The sequence below is a fragment of the Stappia sp. TSB10GB4 genome, assembly GCF_900185745.1.
GTDB lineage: Bacteria > Pseudomonadota > Alphaproteobacteria > Rhizobiales > Stappiaceae > Stappia.
In genome coordinates, this window is sequence record NZ_FYAV01000076.1 from 40,748 (window position 1) to 52,753 (window position 12,006).

4 protein-coding genes are annotated in these 12,006 nt (G+C 71.0%); 2 read left to right on the forward strand and 2 right to left on the reverse strand.

Features of this window, described 5'->3' with window-relative positions:
* Positions 1-20: 20 nt before the first annotated feature.
* Positions 21-7,652 (reverse strand): type I polyketide synthase, encoded by a 7,632-nt coding sequence (locus tag TSB10GB4_RS21835; protein ID WP_186397460.1) that lies wholly within the window; start codon positions 7,650-7,652, stop codon positions 21-23.
* Positions 7,653-8,005: 353 nt separating this feature from the next.
* Positions 8,006-9,001: a UDP-glucose 4-epimerase GalE gene (gene galE / locus TSB10GB4_RS21840; protein ID WP_186397461.1), complete on the reverse strand. Its 996-nt coding sequence runs from the start codon at positions 8,999-9,001 to the stop codon at positions 8,006-8,008.
* A 317-nt stretch (positions 9,002-9,318) separates the two neighbouring features.
* Between galE and TSB10GB4_RS21845 the strand changes: the two genes are divergently transcribed.
* Both TSB10GB4_RS21845 and cysQ read left to right on the forward strand, forming a co-directional pair.
* Positions 9,319-10,638 carry a UDP-glucose/GDP-mannose dehydrogenase family protein gene (locus tag TSB10GB4_RS21845; protein WP_186397462.1) on the forward strand — a complete coding sequence of 440 codons (1,320 nt, stop codon included), beginning with the start codon at positions 9,319-9,321 and terminating at the stop codon, positions 10,636-10,638.
* A 51-nt stretch (positions 10,639-10,689) separates the two neighbouring features.
* Positions 10,690-11,532: a 3'(2'),5'-bisphosphate nucleotidase CysQ gene (cysQ, locus tag TSB10GB4_RS21850; RefSeq protein ID WP_186397469.1), complete on the forward strand. Its 843-nt coding sequence runs from the start codon at positions 10,690-10,692 to the stop codon at positions 11,530-11,532.
* The last annotated feature ends 474 nt before the right edge of the window (positions 11,533-12,006 follow it).

Here is a 12,006-nt window from a genome sequence, read left to right on the forward strand (position 1 = left end):
GCCTTGCGCCCGCTGGCCCACTATAGCAGCGAGCGGACGTTGCGCGTGCGTTCCTCGACCTCGGCCGCCACCTCGGCCAGCACCTCCGCGTCGCCGTCGAACACGTCCTCGCCGAGATGCTGCATGGCGTTGGTCCGTGCCTCGCTGGACAGGTCGGCGCCGTTGCCGCCGTCGCCCGACAGGACCTGATCGGCGATGCGCGCGGCCATGTCGGCGAGCGTCGCGCCATTGGCCAGCGACATCAGCGGGATGTCGATGCCGAACTGCCGCTCCGCCGCCATGCGCAGCTCCAGCGCCATCAGCGAATCCATGCCGACTTCGGTCAGCGGACGCGCCGGGTCGATATCGTCCTCGCCGATGCGCAGGATGCGGCCGATCTCCACCGCCAGCAGCTTGCCGATCTTGGCGATGGCGCCGGCCCGGTCGAGCCCCTTGACCAGCGCGGCAAGGTCGATGGCGCCGCCTTCGCCCGAGCCCTCGTTGCCGGCCGCGATCCCCAGCCGCTCGGCAAAGGGCGTGGCGAGCAGGGCAAGGTCGCGCCGCGCCGCCGCCCAGTCGATGCGGGCATAGCCGGGCGCGGCCGAGCCAACGTCATCCTGCGGCAGGGCCATCAGCACCGCCAAGCCGTCCAGCGCCTCGTGTGCGCTGAGCGCATGGCGGCCGAGCTTGCGGGCGAGAAGGTCGCCGACCTCGGCGTTGCGGGCCAGATAGCCGGCATCGGAAATCGCACCCCAGGCGACCGCAAGGCCCGGCAGGCCGTCCGCCCGGCGGCGGGCGGCAAGGCCCTCCAGATAGCCGTTGGCGGCGACATAATTGGCCTGTCCCGGATTGCCGACCAGGGTCGTCGCCGAGGAGAACATCACGAACTGGCGCAAGGCATCGCCGCGCGTCAGCGCGTCGAGAAGCTGCGCGCCGCGCACCTTCGGCGCCAGCACCGCGTCAAGCTGCTCGCGGGTGAGATTGGCGAGCAGCGTGTCGTGCAGCACCATCGCTGTGTGGAACGCGGCCTGGATCGCACCGGCGTCCTTGCGGATCGCGGCAAGGGCGGCGGCGACGGCGCTCTCGTCGGCGGCGTCGCACGCATGGCCGACGACCGTGACGCCGCGGCGGCCCATCTCCTCGATGAGAGAAGCGGCCTCCGGCGTGGTGGCGCCGCGGCGCGACAGCACGTCGATGCGCCTCGCGCCCATGTCGGCGAGACGGGAGATCAGGGCCGCGCCGAACCCGCCGAAGCCGCCGACGACGACCAGGCTGCCGGCTTCGCTCTCGAAGCGGACGGGTGCGGGCGCGGCAGGCCGGGCGGCGGGCTGCTGCGGCGGGCGGATGACGATCTTGCCGATATGGCCGGCCTTCTGCATCAGCCGGAAGGCGGCGACAGCCTCGTCAGCCTCGAAGGCGCGATAGGGCAGGGGCGACAGCGCGCCGCCGGCGAAGAGCTGCATCAGCTCGTCGAGCAGGCGCTCGGCCAGCGCCGGCTGGTGGATCAGGAGCTGGTCGGCATCGATGCCGAAATAGCTGAGGTTGCGGCGGAATGGCCGCAGGCCGAGATGGGTGTTCTCGTAATAGTCGCGCTTGCCGAGTTCGAGGAAGCGGCCGAAGGGGGCGAGCACCTCGATGCTGCGCTCCATCGCCTCGCCGGACAGCGAGTTGAGCACCACCTCGATGCCTTTGCCGCCGGTCAGCCGCATCACGTCGTCGGCGAAGGTCAGCGAGCGGGAATCGAGCACGTGATCGACGCCGAGCCGGCGCAGCAGGCTGCGCTTTTCCGGGCTGCCGGCGGTGGCGATGATCGTCGCGCCGATATGGCGGGCGACCTGGATCGCGGCAAGGCCGACGCCGCCGGCGCCGCCATGGATCAGCACGGTCTCGTGCGGCTCCAGCCGGGCGAGGCGGTGCAGCGCGTAATAGCTGGTGAGGAAGGCGACGGGGATGGTCGCCGCCGCTTCCGGATCGAGCCCTTGCGGCGTGCGGGCGCAGCCCTTTTCCGAGACGGTGACGCGGCTGGCGAAACAGGCCGGGGCGAAGGCGATGACCTTGTCGCCGGGGCGCAGGCGGCGGGCCTGCGGTCCGGTGGCAACGATCGTGCCGGCGCATTCCATGCCGAGCGTCGGGCCGGCGAAACCGTCCTCCAGCGCCTCTTCCGGCAGCAGGCCGAGCGCCCACATCACATCGCGGAAATTGAGGCCGCTCGCCTCCACGGCGATCTCGACCTCGTCGCCGACAAGGGCGCGGGCGGGAACCTGCGACCAGGCGAGGCGGTCGAGCGAGCCCTGCTGGGCGATGTCGAGGCGCAGGGTGCCGGCATCGGTCTGCGTGTCGCCGGGGCGCGGCAGGTCCGGGCCGCGCTCGAGCCGCAGGCCGAGGCGGGTGTCGCCGTCGATCACCAGCTCGCGCTCGTCGCACTGGCCGCCGCCGACGATCTCGGCGGCAAGGCGCAGGGCGGCGGCGCTGGCGTCGAGATCGCGGCGGATGTCGACGAGCCTGAGGCCGGCGGAGGGAAATTCGTTCATGGCGACGCGGCCGAAGGTCCACACGCCGTTCTGCACCGGGTCGGGCGCGGTGCCGCGGGCGAGGGCGCGCGCGCCCTCCGGCGCGACGAGCATCACCGGGCCGGCCGCGCTGCCGCGCCCCTTGAGCATCTGCGTGAGCTGCCAGGTGCGGGCCGAGAGCACGGCGCTGGCATCCTCGCCAGATCCGGAGCCGGCCCCACCATAAGCGCCGGCGAGATGGACGATGCCGTCGCGCGCGGCAGCGGCAAGCGGCATGCCCTCGCCCCAGGCCGCCGGATCGTCGAGATCGGCACGCAGCAGGTCGTCGCCCTTGGCGGGCGTGCCGGCGGCGACCAGCACCGCCTCGATGCCATGCGGCTTCAGGCATTCGCGCAAGGCGCTGGCGACGGCGCGCGACGGTCCTTCCGCGTCGCAGACGATCGCCAGACGGCGCGGCTCGGCCTCGCTCTCCGCCGCGCCATTGCCATTGGCGGCGCTGGCGCGGGCCGGGGCGGCCGCGACGACAATGCTGGCGTCGACCTCGCCGCCGGCAAGCGGCAGGGCTTGGGTCTCGCCGAATCCGAAGGCGGCAAGGCGGGCCTGCCAGGCCGCGCGGTCGAGCAGCGGGACGGCGGGAAGCGGCGCGCCGGGAACGGCCGTCCACCAGTCGGCGCCGGTGCCGAGGATCAGCTCGGCATCGGTGGCGGGGGCGCGCTCCAGCGCCAGAAGCTGGCCGCCCGGCGACAGCATCGCGGCGAGATCCTTGAGCAGCGCGTCGTCCGCATCGCTCAGCGTGTCGCAGCACACGGCGAGATCGTAGGGGCCGCCCTCGATCAGTTCGCCGTCCTCCGGCGACAGGAAGCGCGTCTGGGCGCTGCCCTGCCAGTTGCGGCGCAGCCGCTCGACGGTCGCCGGCGACGGATCGCCGACGGTGAGCGTGGCGTTGTAGGGCGACAGCAGCGTGTCGAGATGGCGGGCGGCGGCGATCGACCGCTCGCCCAGCACCAGCACGGACAGCGGCACCTCGCGCGGCCAGTCGGCGACGGCGCGCGCGGCAAGGTCGAGACAGGCGCGGCGCAGCGCCTGCGCCGCCGGATCGGCATGGCGCCAGCCGGCGAGAAGTGCCGAGGCGAAGACATCGCCAGCGCTGGCCGGCAGCCCGCCGCGCAGGAGAGCGGGAAGATCGTCGGCAAGGCGCGCGAGCAGGGTCGCCTGCGAGCCGTGGGCGCCGGCCTCGAACACCAGCGTCTGCACCAGCGAGGCGGGATCGAGCCCGTCGGCGGGATCGGCGATGCGCCAGGCGCCATCCTCCTGATGCGCCAGATCGTGCTGCGCCAGCAGATGCAGGAAATGGGCGGCGAAGGCGGCGGCGCTCTCGTGCAGGGCGCCCGCGCGGATCCGGTCGGCAAGCAGGAAGGGCTCGTCGCCAAGCACCGCATGCAGCGCCCGGTGGGCGACGGTGCGGGCCAGCGCGTCGGCGAGCAGGGCAGCGTCGGAGGGATCGTAATCCTCGCTCGCCACCAGCCCGAGCTCTTCGGCAAGCGCGGCGAGCGGCCGGACGACCGACGCTCCGGCGTCGGCCGGTGTCAGCAGGCGGGGAACGACGCGGTAGTGCAGCCGGTGGTCGGCATCGGCCATGTGGAACTGCACCGCCTTGAAGCGGGCGCCCGTGAGTCGCGCAACCAAGCCACCCTCGGCGTCGAGATAGTCGAAGCTGGCGACCAGCGAGCGGGCGCTGCCCTTGTCCACCCGGATGCGCACGGCAACGGGAACGGAGGCGGGGGCATGCAGCTCGACCGCGCCGAAGCGGATCGGCAGGAAGCCGCCGCCGACGGGTTCAGTGCGCTGGCCGAGCAGGGCGAAGAGGCCGTGGAAGCCGGCATCGGCAACGGCCGGATGCAGGGCGAAGGTCTCCGGCTCGGGCAGGGCGGCGGGGGCCAGCAGGCCGAGCCGCGCCTCGCGCTCGCCGGACAGCACGGCGCCGTCGGCGAGGCGGAAGGCCGGGCCGTAGTCGAGGCCATGCGCAAGCGTCAGCCGGTAGATCTCGTCATGGGAGATTTCGGTGCCGGCCGCATCGGCCGCCGCCTGATGGGAGACTTCGGTGCCAGCCGCATCGGCCGCCGCCTGCGGCGCGGCGCCGGACACCGCCAGCGTGCGGAACCCGGCCTTGGCATAGAGCGACCAGTCGGCGCCGGAAAGGCGCTGGCGGGCATGGATCTCGATCACCCGGTCGTCGGGCGACAGGCGCACCATGGTTTCAAAGGTCTTGCCCTCGTCGAGCACCAGCGGGCGCAGGATTTCGAGGTCGCGCACCTCGATGCGCGCCTCGCCGGTCCATTGCAGTGCGGCGCGCAGGGCCATCTCGATATAGCCGGCCGCCGGGAAGACGGCGGTCTGCTCGACCTTGTGGTCGGCGAGGAAGGGCAGCAGGTCGAGGTCGACGACGTTGAACCACTCCGCCGTCTCCGGCCGCAGCCGCTTGCCGGCCAGCGGCCAGCCGCGCTCGCCATGGGCGGTGATGCGCTCGTCGGTCTCCGGCGGCAGGAAGGACGTGAGCTGCCAAGGATAGCTCGGCAGCACCGGCAGGTTGCGCCCTTCCGGCCCGACATAGCGGTCGAGATCGGCTGCCGCGCCATGGGCGACGATGCGCGCGGCGATCGTGTCGATATCGGGGATTGCAGCGCCTTCGCTGCGCGGCGCCTCCAGGCTGGCGAGCACCGGCGTCTGGTTGCCGACGCTGCGCAGCACGTCGCGGATATAGGTGGTGAGCACCGGCTTGGGGCCGATTTCGACGACGAGGTCGACCGGCTGCTCCGCAAGGCGGGCGACCGCGTCGGTGAAGCGCACCGGCCGGCGGACGTTTTCCCACCAATAGGTGGCGTCGGGGGTGATCTCGTCTTCCTCCGGCGTGACCGAGGAGAGAAAGGGGATCGCCGGCTTGCCGCATTTCAGCGTGCCGAGCGCCTCGCGCAGCGGCGTCTCGATGGGATCGACCAGCGCGCTGTGGAACGGGTAGGCGATGTTCAGCTTGCGCAGCGCCCACCGCTTCTTGCGGGCGAGGCGGGCGAAGGCGTCGATGCTCTCGGACGGGCCGGAGATGGTGACGCTGCGCGGCGAGTTGAGGGCCGAGAGCTCGATGCCCGGCAGGCCGGCCTCCGTGATCGCCGCCTCAGCCTCCTCGGGCGGAAGCAGCAAGGCCGCCATGCTGCCGAGATGGCGGACCACCTCCTGCTGCGTCGAGCGGGCATGAATGATCCGCGTCGCGGTGGCGAGATCCAGCATGCCCGAGCACCAGGCCGCCGCCACCTCGCCGACGCTGTGGCCGAGCACGGCGGACGGGGCAAGGCCCCGCGCCTTCAGCGCGCTGACCAGGGCCACCTGCACGGCGAAGAGCAGCGGCTGGGCGATCTCCGTCCGCTCGATCTCCGTCTCCAGGTCCTTGGAGAACAGCATGGTGACCAGCGACCAGCCGGACACCGCCATGAAATGCCGGTCGACCGTCTCCAGCGCCTCGCGGAACGCCTTGTCGCCGGAATAGGCCTGCTGGCCCATGCCGGCCCATTGCGAGCCATTGCCGGAAAAGGCGAAGGCGACGCCGCGGGTGCGCGGGGCGGTCTTGCCCTCGATGGCGGCGGGCGCCTCCTTGCCCTCGGCAAAGGCCTTGAGCGCGGCGAGCTTGGCGGCGCTGTCGCCGAGCACGACGAGGCGGTGGTCGTGCAGGTCGCGGCGGCGGGCGGCGGCGTCGATCACCGCGCCGGTCTGCGTGCCGGGGTCCGCGACCAGCGCGGCGTAGCGGCCGGCCAGCTCGCGCAGGGCGGCTTGCGAGCGCGCCGAGATCACCAGCGGCGCGGTGTCGGCGACGCGGCTGTCGCAGGGCTGCGCCGGCTCCATGTCGCCGATGACGGTGTGGGCATTGGTGCCGCCGAAGCCGAAGGAGTTGATGCCGGCAAGGCGCGGGCGCTCACCGCGCGGCAGCGCGACCGGCTCGGCGGCGACAGCAAGGTTGAGACCGGCAAAGTCGATATTCGGGTTCGGCTCGTCGAAATGCAGCGACTTCGGCAGCCGGTCGTGATGCAGCGCCAGCACCGACTTGAGGATGCCGACGAGGCCGGAGACCGGCTCCAGATGGCCGACATTGGTCTTGACCGAGCCGATCGGCAGCGGCGCGCCGCGCTTGCGGCCGATGGCGGTGCCGAGCGCGGTGGCCTCGGCCGGGTCGCCGACCTGGGTGCCGGTGCCATGCGCCTCGACGAAGGCGAGATCGTCCGGCGAGATGCCGAGCTCCTCGCTATAGATGCTCTCCAGCAGCGTCTTCTGCGCCGGCGAGGAGGGCAGCGACAGGCCGGCGGTGCGCCCGTCCGCATTGATGCCGGTGGCGAGGATGCGGGCCCGCGGCTCGCGCGCGGTGGTGTCGCGCTGCAGCACCAGGGCGACCGCGCCCTCGGAACGGACATAGCCGTCGCCGGAGGCGTCGAAGGCCCGACACAGGCCCTGCGGCGACAGCATCGAGGCGCGGGCGAAGCCGATGAAGGAGAAGGGGCTGAGCAGCAGGTTGACGCCGGCGACGATGGCCGTGTCGATCTGCCCGCTCTCGATGGCGCTGACCGCCTGGTGCAGCGCCACCAGCGAGGAGGAACAGGCGGTGTCGAGCGTGAAGCTCGGCCCGCGCAGGTCGAAGGCATAGGAGACGCGGTTGGAGATGATCGACAGCGTGTTGCCGGTCATCGTCTGCACGTCGACGGAGGGCAGGTCGAACAGCAGCCGCTGGTGATAGTCGAGGCCGGAGGCGCCGACATAGACGCCGGTCTGGCTGCCGGCAAGGTCACAGGCGCGCAGGCCCGCGTTCTCGATCGCCTCCCACACCACCTGCAGCAGCAGCCGCTGCTGCGGGTCGATCTGTACCGCCTCGCGCGGCGAGATGCCGAAGAAGCTGGCGTCGAAGCCCCACACGTCGTCGATCTGGCCGGCGGCGAAGGTGAAGCTGCGCCCGGACACGCCCGGCCGGGGATGATGGAAGCCGCGCGTGTCGAACCGGTCGCCGCCGATCTCGGTGACCGAGCACAGCCCGTCGTCTAGCAGTGTCCAGAAGGCATCCACTGTGCCGGCCCCGGGAAGGCGGGCCGCATAACCGGTAATGACGGTGCTATTCGCGCGCAAGGACATTCAGAACTCTTCCGTAGCGGTGCTTTTCGGGCAACGGCGGTCCTGCGACCGCCACCGCATGTTGTCGTCGGGTTGCATACCCCTGCAACCGCCCTGCCGGAGGCCGGCTCCCATCCTTGTCCGGGATGGGTCCTGCCACCGTCCCCGACAAGGTCTCTCAATCAGCTTTGGTCCCCGCCTGCCACCAGCCGGGACCCGTTCGAACGGCCTCAATATAACAGCACGAGACGGTCTTCAAAGCGTCGATAATATGGCAATATTGCATTGCAGCATAAATTTCTCCAGATATTTGTTCCCCAGCGGAATCATTGAGCGCCGCATCAGAAATGGTCAGTCTTTCAAAATGATGACAGTCAACCCTCGTTGCGTTGCAACAGTTTCCTCTCCCAGGCAAGAGCGTGCCCGGCGATGACCTCGATATCGTCATAGGCCGGCCGCCAGCCGAGCCTTGCAACAATCCTGCCGTTGTCCGCCACCACGCTGGCGATATCGCCCGGCCGCCGCGGTCCGGTGTGGACGGGAAAGTCGCAGCCCGCCAGCCGCTTCACGGCGGAAATCGTCTCCAGCACCGTATAGCCCCGGCCGTAGCCGCAATTCAGCGTGAAGCCGGAACTGCCCTCGCGCAGCTTGCGCAGGGCGAGGTAATGCGCCTCCACAAGGTCGGCGACATGGATGAAGTCGCGCTCGGCGGTGCCGTCGCGGGTCGGATAGTCGGTGCCGTGGATGGTCAGCCCGTCGCGCAGGCCGAGCGCGGCCTCGCAGGCGACCTTGAGCAGATGCGCCGCGCCCCGCGTCGAATGGCCGGTGCGCCCGAGCGGATCGGCGCCGGCGACGTTGAAATAGCGCAGCACGCCGCAGCGCAGGCCATGGGCGCCGGCGATGTCGGCAAGCATCCGCTCGCTCATCAGCTTCGACATGCCATAGGGGGAGGTGGGCAGCGTCGGCGCGTCCTCGCCGACCGGATCGCCGCCGACCTCGCCATAGACGGCGGCGGTGGAGGAGAAGATGAGGTTGGCGATGCCCGCCGCGCGGCAGCCCTCGACAAGCGCCAGCGTCGCGCAGGTGTTGTTGCGGTAGTATTTTTCGGGGCGCTCGACGGATTCGGGCACGGAGACGGAGCCGGCGAAATGCAGCACCGCGTCGACCGGTTCGCCGGCAAGGGCGAGCGCGCGGCCAAGGGCTTGCGGATCGGCGACATCTCCTTGCAGGAAGGCAGCGGCCGGCGGCACCGACCAGGCGTGCCCGCCCTCGAGCGTGTCGAGCACGACGACCCGCTCGCCCGCGTCCAGCAGCCGCCATGCCATCTGGCTTCCGATGTAACCTGCTCCGCCGGTTACAAGAACCGCCATGCTCCCCTCCCGCGGCCGTCCGCCACGCGCCGTTTCGGATGCCGCGGCACCCGGTCGCCCGATGGTGTTAGCGGGTTGACAAACGGCTGGCAAGCGAACAGGAACGCAGCCGGACAGGCGCGCTCGCGAGCGGTTGGCCGAAGCGGTCCGCAACGCGGCCGGCGAGCACCCGGTTCCAGGATCCTCGCCGGGACCCTCATCGGGACCCTCAAGGGATCCTGCCTGCAAGATCGTGACGTGAACAGCACCGGTCCGGCCCGCGCCGCCGCCTCCCGGCCCCCGCAGGCCCGTTTTTCCAGGAAACTCCAGGAGCACGCATGCGCATCGCAATGATTGGCACCGGCTATGTCGGCCTGGTCTCTGGCGTCTGCTTTTCGGAATTCGGCTTCAAGATCGCCTGTGTCGACATCGACGCGGGCAAGATCGAACGGCTCAACGCGGGTGAGGTGCCGATCTACGAGCCGGGCCTCGACGGGCTGATCGAGCGCAATCTGGCGGCCGGCCGGCTGTCCTTCACCACCGATTTCGACACGGCGGTGGCCGGTGCCGACGTGGTCTTCATCGCCGTCGGCACGCCCTCGCGGCGCGGCGACGGCGAGGCGGACCTCACCTATGTCTATGCCGCCGCGCGCCAGATCGCCAAGGCGATGCGCCCCGGCACGGTCGTCGTCATCAAGTCCACCGTCGTCGTCGGCACCTGCCGCAAGGTCGCCGAGATCATCCGCGAGGAGCGGCCCGGCGTCGACTTCTCCATCGCCTCCAACCCGGAATTCCTGCGCGAAGGCTCGGCGATCGAGGATTTCATGCGGCCCGACCGGGTGGTGGTGGGCGCCGAGGACGAGCGCGCGGAAAGCGCGCTGCGCCGCCTCTACCGGCCGCTCTACCTGCGCGAGACGCCGATCCTCGTCACCTCGCTGGAAAACGCCGAACTGACCAAATATGCCGCCAACGCCTTCCTGGCGCTGAAGATCACCTTCATCAACGAGATCGCCAACCTGTGCGAGAAGGTCGGCGGCGACGTGCAGAAGGTGGCGAGCGGCATCGGCCTCGACAACCGCATCGGCTCCAAGTTCCTGCATGCCGGCCCCGGCTTCGGCGGCTCGTGCTTTCCCAAGGACACGACGGCGCTGGCCGCCACCGGCCTGAAGCACGGCGCGCCGCAGCGGCTGGTCGAGGCGACCATCGCCGTCAACGAGGAGCGCAAGCGGCAGATGGCGGAGCGGGTGCTGGAGGCGCTCGGGCCCGATGCCGCCGGCAAGCGGGTCGGCATCCTCGGCATCGCCTTCAAGCCGAACACCGACGACGTGCGCGACGCCCCCTCGCTGGTGATCGTGCCGGCGCTGCAGGCGGCCGGCGTCATCGTCGTCGCCCACGATCCGGAGGCGCGCAGCCAGGCGGAACCGCTGCTGCCGGGCCTCGAATGGCGCACGGATCCTTACGAGGTGGCGGACGGGGTCGATGTCCTCGCGGTCATCACCGAGTGGAACACCTATCGCGGCCTCGATCTCGCCGAGATCGCCCGGCGCATGCGCGGGCGCGCGGTGATCGACATGCGCAACATCTGGCAGGGCTCGGATGTGGCCGCCGCCGGCCTGCACTACCGGGGCATCGGCAAGACGCCGCTCGCTCTCGGCTGAGCGGCGGGGCCGCCGCCACGAACGGATCACCACTGGAGAGACACCATGCGGATGACGGACGACATGCAGGCGCTGAGGGCGCTCTGCCTGGAGGCGGGGGCGGTGCTGCTCGACTATTTCCATGGCGGCGTCGCGGTGGAGAGCAAGGCCGACGACAGTCCGGTGACCGAGGCCGACCGCCGGGCCGAGGCGATCATCCTTGCCGGGCTGGCCAAGGCGTTTCCGGGCGTGCCGGTGGTGGCGGAAGAAGAGGTCGCCGCCGGCCGGCTGCCCGAGAAGGTCGGCGAGCGCTTCTTCCTCGTCGATCCGCTCGACGGCACCCGCGAGTTCATCTCCGGCCGCGGCGATTTCACCGTGAACATCGCGCTGGTGGAAAAGGGCGTGCCGGTGATGGGCGCCGTCTACGCGCCGCATCGCGGTTCGCTCTATCTCGGGCGGCTCGGTGAGGGCGCGGTGGAGGAGACGGTCGCAGTGGGAAGCAGCGGCGGCGAGGTGGCGCCGCTGCGCGTGCGGGCCGCGCCGAGGGTGCCGCCGGTGGCGGTTGCCAGCCGCTCGCACCGGGACGCGGAGACCGACGCGCTGCTCACCGCGATGGGGGTGAGCGATACGGTCAGCGTCGGCTCCTCGCTGAAGTTCTGCCTGGTGGCGCGGGGCGAAGCGGATCTTTACCCGCGCTTCGGCCGGACGATGGAGTGGGATACGGCGGCGGGTCACGCCGTGCTGCTGGCCGCCGGCGGCAGCGTCTGCCGCCTCGACGGCGCGCCCTTCCTCTATGGCAAGCGCAACCAGCCGCACGACGCCGACTTCGCCAATCCGGGCTTCCTTGCCGCCGGCACGAGCGATCTCGTGTGCGCCGCCGCGACGAAGGTGGCCGGGACGTCAGTTGCCGGCTGACGCGGGAGAGGGGCGACGACGGCGGATGGCGCGGGCGCGCCGTCGCCGCCGCTCTGGCAGCCAATAGGCCCCGGGTCGCGCTGCGCTTGCCCGGGGTGACGGCCGAGAGGATGCGAGCGGGTGGACCTCTTTCTCAGGACGTCCTCCCGGCCGCAGGCGAAGCCGGAGAGCCGGGAGCCATTGGCACCCTCGGCAGGCATGAGGCGGGATGCACCGCCACCTCCTCGGCTGTCACGCCTGCGCAGGCAGGCGTCCAGTATCCGCCGGGGCGGGTGGGTGTGCGAAGGCAGGAGCTTCCGGCTTGGCAGCGCCGCGGCTTGAACCGCCCGCTCCCGTGGTTACTGGGTCCCTGTATGTCCGGGTTGTGTCATGATGCTTGCGGGACGGAGGCCGTTGGACCCCTGGTCGTTGTGAGACCGTAGACCGGCATTTGGCCCCGTCCCGCTTCGCATGATCAACCTGAACAGTTGCACG

Coding starts and splice junctions, on each gene's coding strand:
- TSB10GB4_RS21835 (WP_186397460.1), bottom strand. CDS start 7,652: ATGTCCTTGCGCGCGAATAGCACCGTCATTACCGGTTATGCGGCCCGC.
- TSB10GB4_RS21845 (WP_186397462.1), top strand. CDS start 9,319: ATGCGCATCGCAATGATTGGCACCGGCTATGTCGGCCTGGTCTCTGGC.
- galE (WP_186397461.1), bottom strand. CDS start 9,001: ATGGCGGTTCTTGTAACCGGCGGAGCAGGTTACATCGGAAGCCAGATG.
- cysQ (WP_186397469.1), top strand. CDS start 10,690: ATGACGGACGACATGCAGGCGCTGAGGGCGCTCTGCCTGGAGGCGGGG.